At 62.7% G+C, this 21755-nt stretch carries 16 protein-coding genes and 3 tRNA genes; 3 read left to right on the top strand and 16 right to left on the bottom strand.

Annotated features, from left to right (window positions below):
* Window positions 1-303 precede the first annotated feature (303 nt).
* Window positions 304-1209 (top strand): hypothetical protein, encoded by a 906-nt coding sequence (locus tag L7A15_RS01240; RefSeq protein ID WP_237207916.1) that lies wholly within the window; start codon window positions 304-306, stop codon window positions 1207-1209.
* A gap of 90 nt (window positions 1210-1299) precedes the next feature.
* Here the strand turns inward: L7A15_RS01240 and L7A15_RS01245 are convergent, their stop codons facing one another.
* From L7A15_RS01245 to L7A15_RS01270, 4 genes are read right to left on the bottom strand one after another with little or no spacing between them, the layout of a single operon-like run.
* A complete protein-coding gene (locus L7A15_RS01245) occupies window positions 1300-3906 on the bottom strand; it encodes an ATP-dependent DNA helicase RecG (RefSeq protein WP_336603507.1) in 2607 nt (868 codons plus the stop codon).
* A gap of 1 nt (window position 3907) precedes the next feature.
* Window positions 3908-4879 (bottom strand): DAK2 domain-containing protein, encoded by a 972-nt coding sequence (locus L7A15_RS10650; RefSeq protein ID WP_272878653.1) that lies wholly within the window; start codon window positions 4877-4879, stop codon window positions 3908-3910.
* Window positions 4860-5930 (bottom strand): thiamine-phosphate kinase, encoded by a 1071-nt coding sequence (thiL, locus tag L7A15_RS01265; protein ID WP_237207917.1) that lies wholly within the window; start codon window positions 5928-5930, stop codon window positions 4860-4862. The genes L7A15_RS10650 and thiL overlap by 20 nt, the downstream gene beginning before the upstream one ends.
* 9 nt (window positions 5931-5939) lie before the next feature.
* Window positions 5940-6770: a hypothetical protein gene (locus L7A15_RS01270; RefSeq protein ID WP_237207918.1), complete on the bottom strand. Its 831-nt coding sequence runs from the start codon at window positions 6768-6770 to the stop codon at window positions 5940-5942.
* 622 nt (window positions 6771-7392) lie between these two features.
* On the opposite strand from L7A15_RS01270, the gene L7A15_RS01275 reads away from it, so the two are divergent.
* Window positions 7393-7923 carry a DUF3515 domain-containing protein gene (locus L7A15_RS01275; RefSeq protein ID WP_237207919.1) on the top strand — a complete coding sequence of 177 codons (531 nt, stop codon included), beginning with the start codon at window positions 7393-7395 and terminating at the stop codon, window positions 7921-7923.
* Window positions 7924-8008: 85 nt separating this feature from the next.
* Here L7A15_RS01275 and L7A15_RS01280 read toward each other — a convergent pair whose 3' ends face one another.
* The 6 genes from L7A15_RS01280 to leuC all read right to left on the bottom strand — a co-directional run bounded on the left by L7A15_RS01280 (window position 8009) and on the right by leuC (window position 14802).
* A complete protein-coding gene (locus tag L7A15_RS01280) occupies window positions 8009-9139 on the bottom strand; it encodes a D-alanine--D-alanine ligase family protein (RefSeq protein WP_423817280.1) in 1131 nt (376 codons plus the stop codon).
* 51 nt (window positions 9140-9190) lie between these two features.
* The gene (locus L7A15_RS01285; protein WP_237207921.1) at window positions 9191-10276 is read right to left on the bottom strand and encodes an NAD(P)H-dependent glycerol-3-phosphate dehydrogenase; all 1086 of its coding nucleotides are present in this window, start codon (window positions 10274-10276) and stop codon (window positions 9191-9193) included.
* Window positions 10277-10320: 44 nt separating this feature from the next.
* Window positions 10321-11094 carry a lysophospholipid acyltransferase family protein gene (locus L7A15_RS01290; protein WP_237207922.1) on the bottom strand — a complete coding sequence of 258 codons (774 nt, stop codon included), beginning with the start codon at window positions 11092-11094 and terminating at the stop codon, window positions 10321-10323.
* A gap of 2 nt (window positions 11095-11096) precedes the next feature.
* On the bottom strand, window positions 11097-12419 hold the full coding sequence (murA, locus tag L7A15_RS01295; RefSeq protein WP_237188098.1) for a UDP-N-acetylglucosamine 1-carboxyvinyltransferase: 1323 nt from the start codon (window positions 12417-12419) through the stop codon (window positions 11097-11099).
* A gap of 340 nt (window positions 12420-12759) precedes the next feature.
* Window positions 12760-13353 carry a 3-isopropylmalate dehydratase small subunit gene (gene leuD, locus L7A15_RS01300; RefSeq protein ID WP_237188097.1) on the bottom strand — a complete coding sequence of 198 codons (594 nt, stop codon included), beginning with the start codon at window positions 13351-13353 and terminating at the stop codon, window positions 12760-12762.
* Window positions 13354-13380: 27 nt separating this feature from the next.
* Window positions 13381-14802 carry a 3-isopropylmalate dehydratase large subunit gene (gene leuC / locus L7A15_RS01305; protein WP_237188096.1) on the bottom strand — a complete coding sequence of 474 codons (1422 nt, stop codon included), beginning with the start codon at window positions 14800-14802 and terminating at the stop codon, window positions 13381-13383.
* 211 nt (window positions 14803-15013) lie between these two features.
* On the opposite strand from leuC, the gene L7A15_RS01310 reads away from it, so the two are divergent.
* A complete protein-coding gene (locus tag L7A15_RS01310; RefSeq protein WP_237188095.1) occupies window positions 15014-15730 on the top strand; it encodes an IclR family transcriptional regulator in 717 nt (238 codons plus the stop codon).
* Between the two features lie 145 nt (window positions 15731-15875).
* Here L7A15_RS01310 and L7A15_RS01315 read toward each other — a convergent pair whose 3' ends face one another.
* From L7A15_RS01315 to gltX, 6 genes are all read right to left on the bottom strand, one after another.
* A complete protein-coding gene (locus L7A15_RS01315; protein WP_237207924.1) occupies window positions 15876-17591 on the bottom strand; it encodes a GTPase family protein in 1716 nt (571 codons plus the stop codon).
* The gene (locus L7A15_RS01320; protein WP_237207925.1) at window positions 17588-19387 is read right to left on the bottom strand and encodes a dynamin family protein; all 1800 of its coding nucleotides are present in this window, start codon (window positions 19385-19387) and stop codon (window positions 17588-17590) included. Before L7A15_RS01320 ends, L7A15_RS01315 begins: the two co-directional genes overlap by 4 nt.
* A 93-nt stretch (window positions 19388-19480) precedes the next feature.
* A tRNA-Glu gene (locus L7A15_RS01325) sits at window positions 19481-19553 on the bottom strand.
* A gap of 199 nt (window positions 19554-19752) precedes the next feature.
* A tRNA-Glu gene (locus L7A15_RS01330) sits at window positions 19753-19825 on the bottom strand.
* A gap of 25 nt (window positions 19826-19850) precedes the next feature.
* Window positions 19851-19922: transfer RNA gene (locus tag L7A15_RS01335), tRNA-Gln, on the bottom strand.
* 309 nt (window positions 19923-20231) lie between these two features.
* Window positions 20232-21746 carry a glutamate--tRNA ligase gene (gltX, locus tag L7A15_RS01340; RefSeq protein ID WP_237207926.1) on the bottom strand — a complete coding sequence of 505 codons (1515 nt, stop codon included), beginning with the start codon at window positions 21744-21746 and terminating at the stop codon, window positions 20232-20234.
* Window positions 21747-21755 lie beyond the last annotated feature (9 nt).

Here is a 21755-nt window from a genome sequence, read left to right on the forward strand (position 1 = left end):
GGTCTCTTTCTGTCAGAGGGGGAATAGGGGTGGCCAGGTGCGGACGGCCCCGCCCGGGCATTTCCCTATATTTTACGCCGATAGCCCTGCAGATGCTTTCCCAAGCCATGCCCAGGTTGGTGATGTTCTCCTCGGCTTGTCTCTCACCAACTTCCAGAAAACTATTGCCCAAATCACATTTTCTTCCTAGACTTTCACCTCAGACGGGCTCTTTTGCCTGTCCCCCCCTGCCCCTGTACCGGCCTCTTGGTGAGGTGCGATACGAGCAGTACCCCCTTACCCTTTCTCGAAGAGGAGAAAACGATGGCTGATACGTCATACACTTCGAAGCTAGCCTCCGGCGTGGCTACCGCAGCTCTGGTAGCGGCAGGTGCGTTCGCTCTGGCTCCCGCTCATGCAGTTGAGGTCCCGGCCCCCACCCCGACGGCTGCAGCCACGGCGCCTGCGGCCGACCCCACTCCCGTGCCCACGGCAGAGGCTCCGTCAACTACCATTTCAGGTGCCTTCCACACTGGGGCTGGACACCCGATTGTATTTGGCAAGGTTGTCTTCCCTGCTGATGCGGCCCAGCCAGCAGGTGCTGTTGTGAGTGCAGATGGCCTGAGCCTGACCGTCCCCGGTGAAGGTGTCTGGACCCTTGTGAGCTCAGCTGGTTTCACCTTTACCCCGGAAGCTACCTTCCAGGGAACCCCGCAGCCGGTTATCTTCAGCGGTACCGGTATCAGTGGGGCTGTAAAGACCGTAAACTACACCCTGACCGTTACCGGTTTAATCGCTGAAGTGACTCCGGCTGAACCTACCGTTGCTCCTGCCGAACCGACCGTCGCCCCGGCTGAACCGACTGCCGTACCTTCTGAGCCGACCGCCGCCCCTGCTGAACCCACCGTCACCCCGGTTGAAACTGCTCAGCCTGTTGACGCCCCAGCCCCCGGTGGGACTCCGGCCCCCGGCCAGGAAACCCCCGGTGACCCGGGAACTGGCACCGAGGTAAAGGCTGAAGCCAAGGACGGCGCTTTCGTCCTCTCCACCGAGCAGAAGCCCGCTGAAGAAAAGAAGGCTGAAGAGAAGAAGGCTGACCCCAAGCCTGAGGCCAAGGAGGAAGAGACGAAGGAACTTGCTAAGACCGGTGCCTCTCCCCTGCTCCTGGCAGGTTGTGGTGCTGCCCTTCTGGTGGCAGGCTTCTTTGCCCTCCGCCGCCGCTCAGCATAAGTCCTCCCTACCTGGTTCTGAGATTTATCGACAAGGCCCCCACCCCTTCACAGGGTGGGGGCCTTGCCCGCTCAGGGCGAGGGGAAGGGTCTAGCCTCTGCCGAGGAAGGCTTCGCGGTCAGCGTCGAGGGCCCGGTCGATGGTTCTGGCCAGGTCGGGGTGCTTGGCGAGGGTTGGGTCAGCCTCAATCACGCCGAAGGCGTCCTCGCGTGCCCGCTCAATAAGCTTGGCATCGGTCAGGGCACGCAGCAGCTTGAGGGTGGACTTCTTACCAGACTGGGCAGCGCCCAGGATATCTCCCTCCCGGCGTTGCTCTAGGTCGACTCGGGATAGTTCGAAGCCATCGGTGGTTGAGGCAACGGCTTGGAGTCGCTCCCGGCTGACGCCATCCGCCGGCTGCTTGGTGACGAGGAGGCAGGTGCCAGGTAAGGTGCCTCGGCCGATCCGACCTCGCAGCTGGTGGAGACCAGAAATGCCGAATCGGTCAGCATCCATAATGACCATGAGGGTGGCATTGGGGACGTTCACCCCCACCTCAATCACAGTGGTTGAGACCAGCAGGTCGATGGTTCCGGCTGAAAATTCAGTCATGACCCGGTTCTTTTCTGCTGTGTCCATGCGACCGTGCAGGCCGGCGATACGCACCCCGGCCAGGGCGGGTTCGTCCTCAAGCTCTTCGAGCATGCTTTCCACTGATGCCAGAGCCCCCCGGGCGCTTTCTGCCGTCGCCGCCTCGGACCCGAACGGGCTAGCTAGGCCCACCCCAAAGAGGGTTTGACCTGATTCGGTGTCCTGGGTGCCCTCAGCCCCACCAATTTTGGGCACGACAACATAGACTTGGTGGCCTGCGTCGATTTCTTCGCGGGCGCGGGCCCAAATGCGGTCGGCCCAGCTAGGGTGCTCTGCTAGGGGGACAACGTGGGTTGTGATTTTCTGACGCCCGGCCGGTAGCTGGTCGAGTACGGAGGTATCGAGGTCCCCGAAGACGGTCATGGCGACGGTGCGGGGAATGGGGGTTGCTGTCATGACCAGGCGGTGGGGAAGGGCGTCGTCGGGCCCGCGCAGGGCGTCACGCTGTTCGACGCCGAAGCGGTGCTGTTCGTCCACAACAACGAGCCCGAGGTCTGCGAAGGAGACGGCGTCGGCGAGGAGGGCGTGGGTGCCGATGACGATGTCGGCTGCACCTAAGCTGATGGCCAAAAGGGCCTCTTTCTTGGCCCTGGTTTTGAGGGAGGCGGTGAGGAGGATAACCCTGACCTTGTCTTTTGCCTGGCTTGTAGGCAGAGGGGCATCGAGCGGGGCTGTTTCGAGAAGGTCCCCCAGGATCTCGCAGATTGACCTGTAGTGCTGTTCCGCGAGAACTTCTGTGGGGGCCAGGAGGGCCGATTGGGCCCCATTGTCAGCGACCTGCAGCATGGCGCGTAGGGCAACCACTGTTTTGCCGGAGCCCACATCGCCCTGGAGTAGGCGGTTCATGGGGCTCTGGGAGGCTAGGTCGTTCCGGATTTCGTCCCCGACTGCCTTTTGTCCGTCGGTTAGTTCGTAGGGCAGGAGGCCCAGCAGGGCGTCGGCGAACCCCCCGGCCTTGGCTGGGCGGGCGACGGTGTGGTGGGCTGCTCGGGCAGCCCGGATCCGGGCGAGCGCAGCCTGGAGCACAAAGGCTTCTCGGTAGCGTAGGGAGTGGTGGGCTGCCCTCCAGGTTTCTTCGGTGTCTGGGGTGTGGACTGCCCTGTAGGTCCATTCGAGGGAGGGTATTTTTCGGCTGCGTCGGACGGTGTATGGGACGGGGTCTTCGAGTTCTTTGAGCGGTATCCGGTCGAGGAGGGTTTCGAGGGCTGAGGCTACCCTGTCGGTGGTGAATTTTGGGCTGGCCTTGTAGACGGGGATGGGTGCGGTTGCCTTGGCTTGGGCGCGGGCTATTGCCTGGGTGCTGGCGTCGGGGTCGAGGGGGGCGTCTTTCCCTGAGATGACGGCGTAGTGGGGGTTGGTGAGGGTGGGGGCGCCCCTGTAGTTTCCTACCTTGCCTGAGAACATGACCTGGTCTCCTTCATGGAGGTCGCGGGCTGCTGTCCAGGCGTTGAAGAAGCTGAGGGTCATGGTGGAGGGGTCCCCAACGAGGGCGTAGGACTCGGTTCCGTACCCGCCGAAGGCTGAGGGTGGGAGGAGCCCTGGGTGGGGCGCGGTGTCGGCGGAGTGCCAGGTGTGGTGGCCGGGCTGGTGGTGGGCGAGTCCCTGGATGCGGGGGTTGCTGTATCCGGCCTGGTAGGTGGCGGGTTCTGCGGCTCCCCGGTAGGCGTTGGGGTTGGGACGCTGGATGTGGGGAGGGCTGGACCTTGGGGTGTCGGTGTCACTGAGTTGGTCGGTGATGGTGACCTCAGTGATGGATCCTCTGCGGGAGGCCATGTTCCGGGTGGTTACCCTGAGGACCTTGGCGATGATGGTCGCTTCGCTTCCTTCGACCAGTGAGGAGAAGGGGGTGAGTTCGCCGCGTGCCAGGTATTTGCGGGGGTAGTGTTCGAGGGCCTGTCCCACGGTTTCTAGTTTGAGGTGGGTTTTGAAGGCCTTGGCTGTGGTGCTGCCCAGGTAGTCGGCCAGGGGCTTGTTTTCTATTCTGTCTTCGCTGGCGTAGCGGGCTAGGGCCTCTTGGGCTTCTGGGGCAAGAGGTGGGGTGGTTTTTTTCGGGGTTCGTCCTGCCACCTTATTCCTCTGTTTCGTGGGTGTGGTGGGAGTCGGTGAGTGGGCTGATGCGGACGTCCTGGGGTTGCCCTGCTGCCTGGAGGATGGTCAGGGCGTCACTAGCCTGGGGTACGTGGACGTGTACGGCCCAGAGTGCTTCGTTTCCGGCTTCGATTTGGGCGATCGACACGGAATCGCCCACGGCGTCCAGGGCGCTTCGGAGCTGGGCTGCCTCGAGCACGGGTAGGTGGATTGAGCACATGATTTCGACCTGGTAGGGCTCCTGGTGGGCAGACCGGCGGGGGGCCAGCCTGCTGGTGGTGGGGGTGGACGCCCCTGCCCCGGCCAGGAGGTCCTTGATGGTCTGGGGCGGTTGGGTGCCCAGGATTTCTGTTGCCAGGGCCAGGAGAATGAGGTGGAATCCGAGGGCACCTGAGTCTACCCAGCCGTTGTGGGCGTGGCTGGCCTGGGCGGTAGCCCGTAGGGCAGTTTCAGATGCTTCAAGGAGCTGTGAGATGTAAAGGCCCCAGTCGTCACTAGGTTCCTGGTGGCCAACCTGGTCGATGAGGGTGAGCATGGTCCCTTCAGCAGGGTGGCTCAGGGCGGTACGGGCCTCTGTTGCAGCCTGCTTCAAAGCACCAGCCAGGATAGTAGGAGTCAGGGAGGTGGCCTCTGGTGCAGGACCCGGGGCCAGGGCGTCCTGCCCCTCCTCAGCCAGGTAGGAGGCAAAGCCGAGCAGCCACACGGACAGGAGGGTGCCGGAGTTCCCTCGGGCCCCCCGCAAGGCAGCTCGGGCAGCTAGGGTCAGGGTTGGTTCATCAGCCATACCTGCGGTATCAGCGGCCCGGCCCAGGGTGGCTACCATGTTCGAGCCAGTGTCTGCATCGGCTACAGGGAAAACGTTGATTCGATTGAGCAGGGCCCGGTGTTCAATCAGCTGGGTGCGGGCCTGCAGCAACCAGCGCAGCCACCATTCAGTGTGTATCTGGCTCAAAATGGTCCCAGCCTTTCCCCTGGTAAATCCTGCCGTCCACGGTGACCCCGTCGCCGGTTCCTACCTCACCAATTCTAGTGAAACCGGCAGGAATTTGCCCGGCCGGGCAGGTGGCAAGCAGGGCGTGGTCCTCCCCGCCTGTGAGAACCCAGCGCAGGGCCAGGGCGTCCGCGTCCTTACCCTGGGCAAGAACCTGAGCCGCCGGCAAAACCCGCTGGACCCAGGGCGCCAAAGCCTCTGAATCGAGGGAAATACTGACGCCCGAGGCCTCCGCAATCCGGCCAGCGTCTCGCACCAGCCCATCAGATACATCAAGCATAGAGTTGAGCTGGTTACCGTGCGAGGCCCCCAGTTGCAGGGGGGAAACGGGTCTCTGCTGGGCAGAAAGACAAGCTTCAGTTGCTGGGCACACCCGATAGGGTTCAGGGTGATCAAGCAAGGCAAGACCGGCAGCGGCTGTGCCCAGGGATCCTGCAACCACCAGGACGTCCCCTGCCTGCGCCCCAGACCGGGAGACAGGGTCAGCAGTCAGGCCGACGGAGGTCACCGTCACCGAAATCTCAGACCCAGTCCCCACATCACCCCCAGCAATCGTGCAGGTAGCAGCCCCCTGGGCCCGGGCCGACTCAGTGATCCCCCGGGCAAAATCAGTGACCCAGTCAACCTCGGTGTCGGGAGGCAGGGTCAGGGACACTAAAAGGGTCACCGGAATCGCCCCCATGGCTGCAATATCCGCCAGGTTTTGGGTAGCAGCCTTCCACCCAACGTCATACCCACCCGTCCTGTAGCCGCTGGGCCATATCCGGCGGAAGTCCTGGTTCTCCGTCTGGGTATCGGTGCTCATCACAGTGAGGCCAGACCGCAGGTCGATTGCAGCGGCATCATCACCTGGGCCAATGACCAGCTGGCCAGCCCCAGCCGTCGTACCTGAGTCTAAGGAGACCGCTCGCAGGGCCTGGGCACGAATCCTTTCTGCCTGGTCGTTATGCGCCTGAAGCAGGGGCATAAAGGAGGAGAGGAGTTGCCCCTCACTCATGTTAGATACAAGCATGTTGATGTCCTACACCTTGATCGAGCGGCTTCGCCACATGAAATGGGCAAACACTAGGCCCAGGCCTATTCCAGCCAGGGACGAAAAAATCAGGAGAGGCTTGACTCCACCCATGATGGCAAGGCCCCGCTGGAAAACGTTTCCCTGGCCTGCCAACTGGCCACCCGCTTCCTGTTCCTCAGCCCCCATCACACCAGCAGCCTGGTTAGAGTTAACTGCGCTGCCCTGTGAGCGGTTCTGGCTAGTGGAATTCAGAAAACCTTCAACCCATTCTGGGGTCCCATCAAAGACCTGCTGGGATTCAGCGAGCCGCCCCAGGGAGGAATTGGTGACCGGGCTTCGGTCTGAGTCAGAAGATTCGGAGTCCCCTTCTGATGTTTCAGCACGCGCGACGACGCCAGACAATTCGTTCCCCCGTCGGCTGGTTGAAGAATCTGCTAGCTCTGGGTCCGCCTCCCCTATCACCTGCTGCCCCGGCCTTGTGTCAGGCTGGGGGCCGGACGGGGCCCCCTGCCCGGGAGCCTGGGCGTCAGGACTACCCGGGGCAGTTGGATCCCCGTACCCAGCCACGGCCCCAATGATGAGGTCATCGTTTTCATCAGGCTGGGTAGGCTGCCCTCCCCCGCCCTGCCCAGGAAGGGTAGGGGCGGCGGTGGGAACCGGGTCAGGAACAGGCCCCTGCCCGCTCGTGGGCAGGGGTGACGGTTCGGCTGTCGGCTCTGGGGTAGGGTCAGGAACAACCTCGGGGCTAGGTACCGGCGTCGGCTCAACCGTGGGAACCGGCTCCTCCGGGACAACCCCTGGGTCGGTAGGATCAGCTGTGGGGCCTGGGCTAGGCACCTCATCTGGCGTAGGTTCGGAGCTGACGTCGATCGTTGGTTCAGCGGTAGGGCTAGGATCTGATGGTGAGGTTGGAGAGTCAGAAGTCCCGGGTGAAGGTTCATTGGACGTCTCTGCAGTAGGTTCGGACGTCGGCTCCCCTGTGGGTCCTTCCGTAGGCTCCCCTGTGGGGTCAGCAGTCGGCTCCCCTGTCGGGTCTGCACTGGGTGCCTGTGAAGGCTCAACTGTGGCGTCGCTAGTCGGGTCGGGCGACCTCTCAACTTCCGTCGGCTCAACCGTTACCCCCTCAGAAGCGGTAGGGCTCATCCCACCGGTGGCAAGAACGAGGGGGGCAGCCCCAGCTATACTTCCCTGGGAAAGTACAACACCAGGCAGGCAAGCTGCACCTGCAACAAGAACCCCCACCATGAGGCTCTGCCTATTGATAGCCGGCATAGGTGCCAGTCCTCCTCCCTGAGCAGACAGGCTAGGCCCCAGGGCACAGTCATGAGATAAACGTACAGAAAAGAGCACCGTGCCCGGCCTAGCGTTTCACCAGCTTACCGAATAAGCAGGGCCCCGACCAGCTCCTCGACCGGACCCTGCCCGCCTTTCAGCCTCCTTTTAGGGTTACAATGGGCAGGTGAAACCAGCCAGCACAAAGCTCCTGCCCGCCTTCCTAGGCGTCTTGGCCATGACGGCCTGCGGACCGGGCGCCGTCAACCTTGAACCTGCCCCCGACGCCGCCAACCCCCTCTGCGCCTACGCTATGGTTGCCATGCCAGGCACCGTCAGCGGACTAGACCGGCGCGAAACAACAGCCCAGGCCACCACAGCCTGGGGGGATCCCAGCGCCGTGATCCTCAAATGCGGGGTTGACCTAGGCAACGCCCCGGTAGCCGACGCCTGCGTCTCAGTCAACGGGGTGGACTGGATCATCAAACCAGCCGATGAAGAACGAGCAGCAGAGGCACAGCAAACAGCCACCGGCACCTGGGTTGCCAACACCTTCGGACGCACCCCGGCCGTCCAAATCACCTTCGATGCCGACGCAGTCTCATCCTCAACCGTCCTAGCAGAAGTGTCCTCAGCCGTCGCCCAAATCCCCCAGCAAACAGCCTGCACCAACCTGGACGACACCCTCACCAACCTTGAAGGAGGTAGCGGCTCCTAGACCGGCCCCTCCCCCGTCCACCGGGATGGACACAAAAAATCCCCGCTCCTTACGAAAAGAGCGGGGATTCTGTTGTATCAGGAACCTAACGCAGGCCCAGGGGACGTTCCAAGGCCAGGGTAATCAGCTCATCAATCAGCTGGGAATAGGGCAGGCCTGTGTTCTCCCACATGGTCTTATACATAGAAATGGGGGTAAAGCCAGGCATAGTATTCACTTCGTTAATCACCAGGCGGCCGTCCTCGGTGTAGAAGAAGTCAGCCCGGCACAGGCCCTCACCGTCAACAGCCAAGAAAGCCTCCACAGCCAGCTGCCGCATGCGGTCAGACACCTCAGCAGGAAGATCAGCTGGGCAACGGGTCTCAGCAGAGGTCTTAGACACATACTTGGCCTCAAAATCATAGAAACCATGCTCTTCATCGACCACCACAATCTCACCCGGGTAAGAGGCCCGAGGCAGCTCCGAACGGTGGCCATCTAGCACGGCGCACTCGATCTCGCGGCCTACAATTCCCGCCTCAATCACGAGCTTGGGATCAAAGCGATGGGCCTCAGCAATCGCCGCATCCAGCTGGTCCGCCGAATCAACCTTGGTAATACCGAAGGACGAACCTGCACGGGCAGGCTTCACAAAGACGGGGAAGCCCAGGGACTCAATGCGCTGACGGGCTGATGCCTGGTCCAGGACCCACTGGCGATGGGTCACCACCTCGTAGGGGCCGACTTCCAGGCCAGCAGCCTCAAAGGCAACCTTCATAAAATGCTTGTCCATGCCCACAGCAGAAGAGGCGACGCCACAGCCCACGTACTTGAGGTCTGCCATTTCAAGCAGGCCCTGCACCGTGCCGTCCTCACCGAAGGGACCGTGGAGCAGGGGGAAGACCACATCAATCGCCGGGCCCAGCTCAACCTTGGTTTCGTCTGCGCTGTCGATCAGGCGCAACCTATTATCACCACCGCCGAGGGGCAAAAAGACCTGCTTACCTTCGGCCGGAAAATCTGCCAAGGCCTGGGCGTCGAGCAGGGCAGTCAGGGTAGCTTCATCGGTCAGGTACCAGCGGCCGTCCCGGGTGATGCCGATGGTGACCACATTGTATTTTTCATGGTCAATGGCGCCCAGAACGCCTCGCGCCGTGATGAGGGAGATGGAGTGTTCGGACGAACGCCCTCCACAGAGCAGGGCTACGGTCGGCTTGGCGGTAGTTTGTTTCATCATCCTTGTGGGGTCTTGCTGTTTGGGGCCGGATCGCGGCCAAAACGGGAGGGTTTATTCGTGTTTGTGGTCTTCTGACTTGAGGGACCTGCCCAGCAGGGCGGGTGCCAGCTCTTCAACCGAGAGGGTGCCGTTCAGGACGGCGACGACAGCCTCGGTAATTGGCATCTCAATACCGACCCGATGGGCTAGTTCAGCTACCACGGGGGCTGACTTGATGGATTCTGCCGTCTGGGTCATGACGGTGTGCAGCTGGTCAGGCGCGACTCCTTCGGCCAGGAGCCGACCGGCGGTGTGGTTGCGGGACAGCGGCGACGAGCAGGTGGCGATGAGGTCCCCCATGCCAGCTAGGCCGCTCATGGTGTCACGCTTACCCCCCAGGGCTAGGGCCAGGCGGGTCGTTTCGGCCAGGCCCCGGGTCATCACCGAGGCCTTGGAATTGTCCCCGTACTGCTTGCCTTCGCACATGCCCACGCAGAGGGCAATAATGTTTTTCACGAGCCCGCCAATTTCTACGCCCACAATATCCGTATTGGTATAGGGACGGAAATATCCTGCTGCACACAGGGAAGCTACCTGCTGGGCGACGTCCTCGGTGAGGGCTGCCACGACGCTGGTGGTGGGCTGTTCGACAATAATTTCCTTGGCCAGGTTGGGGCCAGACAGCACCGTCACCCGTCCTGAAACTGCTTCTACTGTCTCTGGGCTTGCTCCACTTGCGATCAGGTGATCCTGGAGCACTTCAATGATGACCTCGCTCATCCGCATCCCGGTCCCCATCTCCAGGCCCTTGGCTAGGGAAACCAGTATCGCTGACTGGTCTAGCAAGTGGGCCATCTGCTGGAGTTGAGTTCGCAATACCTGAGCTGGGATAGCCAGTACCACACAGGTGGCTCCACCGAGGGCTTCCTCAAGATGAGAGGTCATGGTGAGATTATCCGGCAGCTGAATCCCAGGGAAATAGGCCTCGTTCCTGCGGGTTTCCTGCATGGCCGCCATGGTGTCAGGGTTACGGCCCCAGAGGATAACCTGCCGGTCGCTACCGGTAGCTGAGGCGGCGTCCGCAAGAATCTTAGCGAAGGTGGTGCCCCAGCTACCAGCGCCGAGGACGGCAACCTTCGGGTGATGAGAAACTGTCACTGAACCTCCCGGTGGATCGAGCAGTTGAACGTGCAGAAATTACGTTACTGGTCAGGTGCTTGACGGAGGTTAAGCACTGCGTTCCAGCGTCCAGCAGGTGCCTTTTCGCCCCGAAGGCCTTCTAGCAGATGGGTGACCTCATCGAGCATGCGGTTGGTGACGGCAGCCAGGTCCTCAGAGGTAGGTTTCTCCCCATGATCGGGGGTAGCTACCAGGTCTGAGAAATCCAGGGGTTCACCGACCACAATCTTGACGGACTTCCGTTTGAAGCTGAAGCGGGGCTTACCGTCGGTAGGCCAGAATTCCTGGTCCCCCCAGTGGGCTACCGGGTAGACCGGTGCACCGGTCTGCAGGGCAAGGCGGGCAGCTCCGGTCTTCCCCGTCATAGGCCACTGGTCAGGGTCGGATGTCAGCGTCCCCTCAGGGAAAATGATGACCGCTCCCCCGCCCTCCAGGACGGACCGGGCGACGTCAAGCGACTGCCCCGCCCGGGCTGAACCACGGGCTACCGGAATATGGGCGCACTGTCGCATGAGCCAGCCCAGCAGGGGAACCCTAAAAAGGGACTCCTTGGCCAGGAACCTGGGCAGGACCCCCTCCAGGAAGAGGGGGTAGGCCACCGTGATGGGGTCGACAACCGTCAGGTGGTTAGATACGACGATGAAGCCGCCCTCGCGGGGTAGTTTCTCCCGGCCGATGATGGTGGTTTTCATCGGCAGGTTATAGAGCGGACGGAGCAGGGTGCCCGCCAGGCGGTACACCCGGTCCCCGCTCGTCGTCGGCCTAATATCTGCGAGTGACCTACCCTGTGCGCTCATGGTTAGGCAGTGACCTCGAAGTTGGCGCCCAGGTTGGTGAGCTTATCCACGAAGTGCTCGTAGCCACGGGAGATCACGGAGACACCGGTGACGTTGGAGGTGCCTTCAGCGGTCAGGGCGGCAATGATGTGGGAGAAGCCACCGCGCAGGTCGGGCACGTTGATGTCAGCCCCGCGCAGGGGGGTCTTGCCGGTGATGATGGCTGAGTGCATGAAGTTCTGGTGGCTGAAGCGGCAGACGGTCGGGCCCAGGCAGTCCTTGTGGAGCTGGACGGTCGCGCCCATCCGCACCAGGGCGTCGGTGAAGCCGAAACGGTTCTCGTAGACCGTCTCGTGGACGACAGAGACGCCCTTAGCCTGGGTCATGGCGACAACCAGGGGCTGCTGCCAGTCGGTCATGAAGCCGGGGTGGACGTTGGTTTCAACGAAGAGGGGGTTGAGGTCGCCACCGGGGTGGTAGAAGCGGATACCCTCGTCGGTGATGTCCAGGCCGCCACCCAGCTTGCGGTAGACGTTGATGAAGGTGGAGAGGTCCTTCTGGTTTGCATTACGCACAAAGATGTCGCCGCCGGTTGCCAGGGCTGCGGAGGCCCAGGAGGCTGACTCGTTGCGGTCGGGCATGGCAACGTGGTTGTAGCCGGTGAGTTCGTCGACGCCCTCGATGATGATCTGGCGGTCGGTTTCAACGGTGATGATGGCACCCATCTTCTGCAGGATCGCGATCAGATCCATGATTTCAGGTTCGATGGCTGCGCCCTTGAGTTCGGTCTTGCCCTTGGCGCGGGAGGCGGCTAGCAGGACCTGCTCGGTGGCCCCGACGGAGGGGTAGGGCAGGGTGATGGTGTTACCCACGAGGCCACCGGCCGGGGCCTTCATGGAGATACCGGTGGGCAGCTTTTCAACCTTAGCGCCGAACTTTTCCAGCACGCGCAGGTGGAAGTCGATGGGACGGTCACCAATCTTGCAGCCGCCCAGGTCGGGAATAAAGGCTTCCCCGATGGCGTGCAGGAGGGGGCCGCAGAGCAGAATCGGAATACGGGAGTCGCCAGCGTGTACCTCGATGTCGGTGTGGTTGGCTACGGAAACCTTGGAGGGATCCATGCGGAGCACCCCAGCTTCCATATCGTAGTCAACGGAAACACCGTGGAGTTCAACCAAGTCGGTGACGACCTGGACGTCCTTAATCTGAGGTACGTTGCGGAGCACAGAAGGGCCTGATCCAAGGAGTGCGGCCACCATGGCCTTAGGAACCAGGTTTTTTGCACCACGGACGTTTACTTCGCCCTTTAGGGGGGTGCCACCTTCAATACGCAGTGCGCTGACCATGTATATCCAATCTCAATATGATGTATTGCCTTACCGGGTTATTTTACCCGGCTAGACACTCTCCCCGAACACCGGTCTCCTGCCGGGCTTGACCCGGAGGAAATGCCCTACCTCATGCACAGGCGAGGGCAGAGGGTAGGACCTGCCAGATGGGTTCAGAGAGGAAAAATTATCTGGTAAATAACTCTACCCCACTCATGCGCTCAGGCTGCTGTAGGCTTCGTGTTCTTAGCCATATCCAGCCCTGGGGCTGCCCCTCCCCTTTTTACCCTGAAGGACGCCCCTGCGGCGGGCAGGAGCGTCCTTGGGGGTTATGCGGGTGTTGGGCCCGGGGGTAGACCTAGAGCTGCTGGGTGCGAGGCAGCCAGGCGGGGCGCTTGGCCTCGTAGGCGGTGATGGCCTCTTCGTGCTGCAGGGTCAGGCCGATGTCGTCCAGGCCCTCCATGAGACGCCAGCGAACGTAGTCATCAATCTGGAAGGGCACGGTCAAAGCGCCGACGGTGACGGTCTTGTCTTCCAGGTCAACGGTGATTTCGGTGCCGGGTTCGGCCTCTAGCTGCTTCCAGATCAGTTCGATGTTGTCCTGGTCTACCTGGGCGGCAACCAGGCCCTGCTTGCCGGAGTTGCCGCGGAAAATATCAGCGAAACGGGCTGAGATAACGACGCGGAAGCCGTAGTCCTTGAGGGCCCAGACGGCGTGTTCGCGGGAGGAGCCGGTGCCGAAATCGGGGCCGGCAACCAGGACGGTGCCCTGCTTGTAGGGTTCCTGGTTGAGGATGAAGTTTTCGTCCTTACGCCAGCCGGCGAAGAGGGCGTCGTCGAAGCCGGTCTTGGTGACACGCTTGAGGTAGACGGCGGGGATAATCTGGTCGGTGTCGACGTTGGAGGCGCGTAGGGGCACCCCAATGCCGGTGTGCTTTTTAATGGGTTCCATGAGAAATCCTTGTGGTGGGTGGGGTGCTTACAGGTCTGCCGGGGACGAGAGGGTGCCGCGGATGGCGGTAGCGGCGGCAACCAGCGGGGATACCAGGTGGGTGCGGCCGCCCTTGCCCTGGCGTCCTTCAAAGTTGCGGTTGGAGGTTGAGGCGCAGCGTTCGCCGGGGGCCAGCTGGTCGGGGTTCATACCCAGGCACATGGAGCAGCCAGCAAAACGCCAGTCGGCACCGAAGTCCTTGAAGATCTGGTCCAGGCCTTCTTCTTCAGCCTGGGCGCGGACCTTCTGGGAGCCGGGAACGACCATCATGCGCACGCCCTCGGCCATCTTCTGGCCCTTGACGATCTCGGCGGCGGCCCGCAGGTCTTCGATTCGGGAGTTGGTGCAGGAGCCCAGGAAGACGACGTCCACGGGGATGTCCTTCATGGGGGTACCTGCGGTCAGGTCCATGTATTCCAGGGCGCGGGCGGCTGCCTTCTGCTCGTTTTCGTCTTCGAAGTCCTCGGGGAAGGGCACGGCCTGGGAGAGGGGGACGCCCTGACCCGGGTTGGTGCCCCAGGTGACGAAGGGTTCGAGCTCGTCGGCGTTAATGAAGACCTCACGGTCGAAGGTTGCGCCTTCGTCGGTGGGCAGGGTCTTCCAGTATTCGACGGCGGCATCCCAGTTCTCACCGGTCGGTGCGTGGGGGCGGCCCTTGACGTATTCAAAGGTGGTTTCGTCGGGGGCAACCATACCCGCGCGGGCACCTGCTTCGATAGACATGTTGCAGATGGTCATGCGTCCCTCCATGGAGAGGGATCGGATAGCCGAGCCACGGTATTCCAGCACATAGCCCTGGCCGCCACCGGTACCGATTTCGGCGATAACAGCCAGGATGATGTCCTTGGCTGTAACGCCGGGCTTGAGGGTGCCCTCGACGTTGATGGCCATGGTCTTGAAGGGGGCCAGGGGCAGGGTCTGGGTGGCCATGACGTGCTCGACCTCTGAGGTACCAATACCGAAGGCCAGGGCGCCGAAAGCGCCGTGGGTTGAGGTGTGGGAGTCACCGCAGACCACAGTCATGCCGGGCATGGTCAGGCCCAGCTGGGGGCCGACGACGTGAACAATGCCCTGTTCCTTATCGCCCAGGGAGTGAATACGGACGCCAAATTCCTCCGCGTTGCGACGCAGGGTTTCAATCTGGGTGCGGGAGGTCAGATCGGCGATGGTGGAGAAGATGTTCTCGGTGGGGGTGTTGTGGTCCTCGGTGGCGATGGTCAAATCCAGGCGACGCAGGGGGCGTCCTTCCAGGCGCAGGCCCTCAAAGGCCTGGGGTGAGGTGACTTCGTGGACCAGGTGCAGGTCGATGTAGAGCAGGTCGGGCTTGCCATCGACGCCAGGCACAACGGTGTGCGCGTCCCAGACCTTTTCAGCCAGTGTTCGCGGGGTATGGTCGGTAATACCAGCCATTGAGTCCTCCATAGATTTCTAGTGATGCTTTAACCAGTGTGACGCCCCCGGGTAAATCTTTCCAATAAATGAACTTGCATATCAGAATATGAGAAGTCATTATAGTAGGAGGACACAATCCAGAATGCTCTGATCTTTCATACCCGAAAGGCCCCCGCGAACCGCACCCACCGGCCCCTGTAGGCCCCACCACCAGGCGAAAGTTTTCACCATGCAAGATACCCGCAGCTCAGGCGTCGGCGTCCTCGACAAAGCCGCGCACATCCTTGACTGCCTCGAAGCTGGGCCCGCCACCCTCTCCCAGCTCGTCGAAGCCACCGGCCTCGCCCGCCCGACCGCCCACCGACTCGCCGTCGCCCTCACCCACCACCGGCTCGTCGCCCGTGACGTTCAGGGCCGCTTCATGCTCGGACCCCGCCTGGGCGAACTCTCTAGCGCAGCCGGCGAAGACCGCCTCATCGCTGCTGCCGGCCCCGTCCTCAACAACCTGCGCAATGCAACCGGTGAGTCCTCCCAGATTTTCCGACGCCAGGGTGACTGGCGGGTTTGTGTTGCATCAGCTGAACGTCCTATCGGCCTGCGTGACACCATTCCGGTGGGCACCCAGCTGTCCATGAAGGCCGGTTCAGCAGCCCAGGTCCTCACCGCCTGGGAGGACCATGCCCGCCTGGTCGAGGGGCTGCATAATGCCCGTTTCTCAGCCACCATGCTTGCTGCTGTCCGCCGCCGGGGCTGGGCCCAGTCCGTCGGCGAGCGTGAGCGCGGCACCGCCTCAGTCTCAGCGCCGGTGCGCTCCCCCTCGGGCAAGGTCATTGCGGCGGTTTCCATTTCGGGCCCGATTGAGCGCCTGACCCGCCAGCCTGGCCGTCTGCATGCCGAAGTGGTGTGTGAGGCCGCTGCGGCCCTGACCGAGGCCCTGCGTAGCTAAGCCCCTCCCGCCTTTGGACCAGCTTTACCCCACAGGTAGGTAGTTAGACCCTGGTTTTTGAGCTGAAACTGGTCCAAATCTGGTCGTGCGACAAAAATCCCCACCGAGGACGTCCTCGGTGGGGATTTCTGTATGCCCAGCTGACCTAGCGGGCCTGGTGCAGGGCCTGGCGGTAGTCCTGGAGGCGGGCCAATTCGTCCTGGACGGGGGCGGTGACGCAACGGGCTGCAACCTCGGCCAGGTTGGTTTCAAGCTGGCGGCGGATGTTTTTGGCATACCAGCGGTGGCCCAGCGCGGCTAAACCCCGGCCCAGGGCGGCGGTGAGAATACCAAGCAGGACGCCGGTGGCCACCAGGAGGGTGGGCACGGGCAGGGGGAAGCCCTCGATGGTGGGCGGCTCAGGCAGGACGATCTGGAAGTAGCCTGCTAGAGCCAGGCCGGTGAGCCAGAGCAGGCCAACCAGGGCGGCGGTGAGGGCCGTCCACTGCAGGGCGTTGAGCAGGTGCCACCACCAGCGTTTTTTGTCGGCCTGGTAGTGGACGCTTGCTGCGGCCCGCTCGATTTCAGAGGGCAAGGACTCTTCGTAGGTTCGGGCTGCCTCTCTGATGGAGTGGCTCCAGGGCTCCCCCACCCCGGCTGAAGTGGCGGCGGCGAAGGACCGCAGGGAGGTGGACAGGACGGCTTTCTGGGCGGGGCCCAGGGGCGGGAGGGAGGACTTGGAAATAGGCGCCCCGTCGTGTTCCTTGTGCAGGCCCAGGCGTTTGAGGGGGTCGCGTTTGATTTTGAGGAGCCAGCGGGTTGCAATCCAGCCGGTGGACGAGGCCGCGTGCAGCTTGTAGGAGTCGGCGGCGGCTTTGACCAGGGCTTCTGCGCCCGAGGCGGCGTAGAAGCCGTCTTCTAGGGCTGTGGTGGCGGGCGCGGTGATACCGGCTGGCTCTCCCCCGCCGTCCTGGCTGGCCAGGCTGGAATGGACGCCTGCCAGGTCGGCTTCGATCCTGGCCAGGGCGGCACTCTTGGCGACGGCGACCTGGCCCAGGACCTCGCGCAGGCGCGGGATTTGGTAGCCGGTGCGGGCGGAGACGCCCAGGGGGTCGGCCAGGAGGGTTGAGGTCAGCCCGTCTTGGGCCAGCAGGGCCTTGAGGGAGTCGAGTACTGCCGGTACTTCAGCCTCATCGAGTCGGTCTACCTGGTTGAGGACGGCCAGAGTGACGGCCCCGTGGGAGGCCAGGGGCTGAATAAAGTCCTGGTGGATGACGGCGTCGGCGTACTTTTGGGGGTCCATGACCCAGACCAGCACATCCACGCACTCGGCCATTTTTTCAACAATGGCCCGGTTGGATGCCTCCACCGAGTCGAAGTCGGGTAGGTCCAGCAGAATCAGCCCGCCGCTGGCCTGCTCGGTCTTACCGGCTCCTACAGAGCGGCGGATTTTGTTCCACATGCCCACGCTGACGGGAACTTCGGCCCGGTTGAGGGCTTCTGTGGCCTGGGCGGGGTCTTCGTCCATGTAGGTGCGGTTGGTGACGCCCAGCCAGTCCAGCAGGGGTTCTGCCCCTTCTTTGCCCCAGATTGCGGCTTGAGCGGTGGAGGTGGTGGGGCGGCGGGCCGCGCTCTTGGCGATGTCTTTACCGACGACCGCGTTGAAGAGGGTGGACTTGCCTGAGCCGGTGGCCCCGAAGAAGCCGATGACGGTGTGCTCGGCAGACAGTTCCCGGCGGGCAGCTGCCCGTTCTAGGACGGCCTGGGCCGCCTGGGCGATCTCCGGGTCGATTCGGCCCTGTCCCAGGCTGAGGGCGGTTTCGAGGGCCTCGACGCGCAGGGCGAGGGCGGTGGTGGCTGTGGTTTTCTCTGCGGTGCTCACTGGGTGCTTTCGGTGGTGGACGGGGCAGGGGTGCTCGGGGCAGGTGAGGCGGCTCCTTGGATGAGATCCTGGCCTGCCTGGGTGAGGAGGTCCGCTGCCCGGGTCAGGGCCTCGGGGCTGGGGGCCTGACCGTCCAGAGCGTTCTCGAGGCGGGTGATAAAGCGAGCCTGCTGGCTGTCGAGCAGTTCGCCCATGCGGGTTTCAAGGCGGGTGCGGGCCCCGGCAGCCATGCGGCGTACGGCGTCCTCACCAAAAATTGCTTCGAGCAGTTTCTGCCCTACGACGCCTGAGCCACCGGCGATCCCTACCTCAAGGCCGGTGAGGCCCCCAGTCATGGAGAAGACGGCCACCATGAGAATCAGGGCGGTTGCGTTCACTCCCAGGGACAGGAAGCGGGCCTTCTGGCGTTTTCCTGCACCTTCAGCGGCGATGATGTCCATGACGTCCTGCTGCCAGGCGCGAATCGACTCGGCGACGTCTTCAGAGAAGTTCTCCCCCAGGGCGGCTAGGTCGTCTCCTGCTAGCAGGGCCCGGCCGGTCTTGTCGTCCAGCCAGCGGCGCTGGGCGGTTTCAGCGGCGGCAGCGGCCTCTTCCATGATGATGGAGTGCAGGCCGACCTCAAGGGCCTGTTCCACCTCGACGGCGCGGGTGGGCGGGGTTCCCCGGAAGAAGCCGGCGACCCGGTCTCGGACCTTGCCGATGGTGGTTTCAACCTGGCGGAAGAACTCGCCGGTGCCGACGAAGTCCTGCCAGCGGGTCAGCACCTCTCCCCTCAGCATGTGCCCGTCCTGGGTGGCCTCAGTGAGTCTGCTCATGGCCTGGGTGAAGGCGGTGGTGACGTCGGCGCGGAGGCGGGTTTCTGCCTCCTGCTGGTCCCGGGCGGCGTCTGCCAGTTGGCCGGCCTGGAGGGCTACAGCCCTTACAGCCCCTTCTAGGGTGCGGCGGGCGATGTCGGAGCGGGCGTCCGCGTCGGCTCCCAGGGAGCGCAGCCAGAAAATCAGGGGGGTGAGGGCTACGGAGGGCAGCAGGCCACGTTCGTCCCTCTCCTGCTCGGTGACCGAGTGGATCAGAGCCGGGGTGATACCGGCTTCAGTGAGCATGCGGGTCAGGTCTGCCTCGATTTCGTCCTCGGCTCCCTCGGGGACCCGGTTGAGCACCACAGCGATAGTGATGTCGCGGGCAGCAGCCTGGCGCAGGATTTCCCAGGGCACGGCGTCGGCGTAACGGTTGGCGGTGGTGACAAAAAGCCAGAGGTCAGCTGCGCGTAGGAGCTGCTGGGCCAGGCGGCGGTTTTCGTCAGAGACTGAGTCAAAGTCAGGGGCGTCGATCAGGGCGATACCGGCGGGCAGGGATTCGACGGGCACGGTGACCAGCTCGTCCTGGCCGCTGTGGGGGTTGGCCCCGGGCAGGGCCTCACCGGGGGCGACAGGCACCCTCACCAGGTTGGGCAGGATCCGCTCGGGCGCAAAGGCCGCTTCATCTTCGGGGCGGTGCAGGAGGACGGGCTGGCGGGTGGTGGGTCGAATCGCGCCGGAGCGGGTCACCGGCTCCCCCATCAGGGTGTTGACCAGGGTGGATTTACCGGCGCCGGTGGAGCCTCCCACGACGACGGTCAGCGGGGCGTCTAGGGTGGCCAGCTTGGGCAGGATGTAGTCGTCCAGCTGGGTGACGGTGGTACGGGCTAGATGCTGGGCGGTTTCAGCACTACCGGTTGAGAGGGGGAAATGGGCGGACGCGAGCGTGGTGCGGGCCTCGCGCACGGCGGCCAGGGTGTGAGTGATGGTTTCTTGATACACGCTTCTATTCTTCCACGCAGGGGTTAGCCAGGGGGTATGAGGCATACGAAAAAGTCCCCTACTTCTGTGTGAAGTAGGGGACTTATTAGCCTGTGACCCCAACCGGATTTGAACCGGTGTTGCCGCCGTGAGAGGGCGGAGTACTAGGCCGCTATACGATGGGGCCGAAACTCTTTCGAGCTGCTGCCGTTTCCGACAACAGATAAAACTATACACGCCCTTTTTACCCACATGCAAGCCGGGAGGGTGTAATCTGCACTACCCTTGGCACTCCCCCTAGTCACTGCTTTGGGCACCAATGGGGCCGAGTGTGACCGGGCATAGAAAAATCCCCCGCTTCATTCGAAGCGAGGGATTTTAGCCTGTGACCCCAACCGGATTTGAACCGGTGTTGCCGCCGTGAGAGGGCGGAGTACTAGGCCGCTATACGATGGGGCCGTAACATCTTGAATCAAGATGCTCGCTGGGATACCAGGACTCGAACCTAGAATGACGGTACCAGAAACCGTAGTGTTGCCAATTACACCATATCCCATTATTATGTGCTCCGGCTTGATTTCCTTTCGGAAGTCATCGCCGCAACGAGTAATAACTCTATACGAGCTTTTGAGGGCATGCAACTCGAAATCCATAGAGCTGGCTCACATTCACCCCGGAAAGCCCGCGTTTACCCTTATTTCTAGCGGTTTTTGGCCCCAAAATTTTTGTAAAAATTCCTGAAAAAGCCTCTGCGGGCGTCCTGCTCCCCCACTTTCCGCCCTCCCAGCTCTCCCATAAAGCACCGCCCCGCTCCCCCAAGACCTGGGGAAACGGGGCGGCACGTGAGCTAAACCTCGAAAAATTTTTATGCCAGGGAAGCGCGGAGCTTCTTCAGGCGGGCCAGGGAGGAATCCTTGCCCAGAATCTCCATGGACTCGAAGAGCGGCGGTGAGATGCGCTGGCCGCTCATGGCGGTGCGCACCGGGCCGAAGGCCAGGCGGGGCTTGATCTCAAGACCATCGACGATAGCTTCGCGCAGGGCAGCTTCGATGGTGGCGGCGGTGAAATCGGTCAGGCCCTCAACGGCAGTGATCGCCGCGTCGAGAACTGCCGGTGCTGACTCCTTGAGCTGCTTGGCGGCGTCCTCAGCGACCTCAATATCTTCGTCGGCGGTGAAGAGGAAGCCCAGCAGGCCGGGGGCCTCGCCCAGAAGCTGCATGCGCTCCTGAACCAAAGGGGCGGCCTCGGTCAGAATGGCCTGCTCACGCTCGGTCAAGGCCTCAAAGCTCTCAGCGGAAACCAGCTCGGCCTTGTGCAGGAAGGGAACCAGGCGGTTACGGAAGTCCTCAGCCTCCAGCATACGGATGTGGGTGCCGTTGATAGCCTCTGCCTTCTTGACGTCAAAACGCGCGGGGTTGGCCAGTACGTCCTTGATGTCGAAGGCGGCAACCATCTGGTCCATGGTGAAGATGTCTTCGTCGTGGGAGAGGGACCAGCCCAGCAGGGAGAGGTAGTTGAGTAGGCCTTCCTTGATGAAGCCGGCGTCCAGCAGGTTGTAGAGGCTGGACTCGGGGTCACGCTTGGAGAGCTTCTTGTTGCCCTGGCCCATGACGTAGGGCAGGTGGCCAAACTCGGGAATGAAGCTGGTGACGCCCACCTCAACCAGGGCCCGGTAGAGGGCAATCTGACGGGGGGTGGATGACAGCAGGTCCTCGCCGCGCAGCACGTGGGTGATACCCATGAGGGCGTCGTCAACGGGGTTGACCAGGGTGTAGAGGGGCTTGCCGTTGGCGCGGACGACCACGAAGTCGGGCACGGAACCGGCCTTGAAGGTGATCTCACCGCGCACCAGGTCGTTGAAGGTGATATCTTCATCGGGCATACGCAGGCGCAGCACGGGGGTGCGGCCCTCGGCCCGGTAGGCGGCCTTCTGCTCCTCGGTCAGGTCACGGTCAAAGTTGTCATAGCCCAGCTTGGGATCCTGGCCCTTGGCCTTGTGGCGCTCTTCAACCTCTTCGGGGGTGGAGAAGTCCTCGTAAATGAAGCCACCGGCCTTGAGCTTTTCGACCACGTCAGCGTATATATCCATGCGCTCTGACTGGCGGTAGGGCTCGTGGGGGCCGCCGACGCCGACGCCCTCGTCCCAGTTAATGCCCAGCCACTGCAGGGATTCGAGCACCTGGTTGAAGGATTCTTCGGAGTCTCGGGCGGCGTCAGTGTCCTCGATACGGAAGACCATGGTGCCGCCGGTGTGCTTGGCGTAGGCCCAGTTGAAGAGGGCGGTGCGAACCATGCCGACGTGCGGGGTGCCGGTGGGTGAGGGGCAGAAGCGGACGCGGGTTTCGCTGGGATCGTTGAGTTTCAGAGCGTAATCACTCATGGATGTGAG

This window comes from Rothia nasimurium (assembly GCF_928391935.1).
GTDB classification, from domain to species: domain Bacteria; phylum Actinomycetota; class Actinomycetes; order Actinomycetales; family Micrococcaceae; genus Rothia; species Rothia nasimurium_D.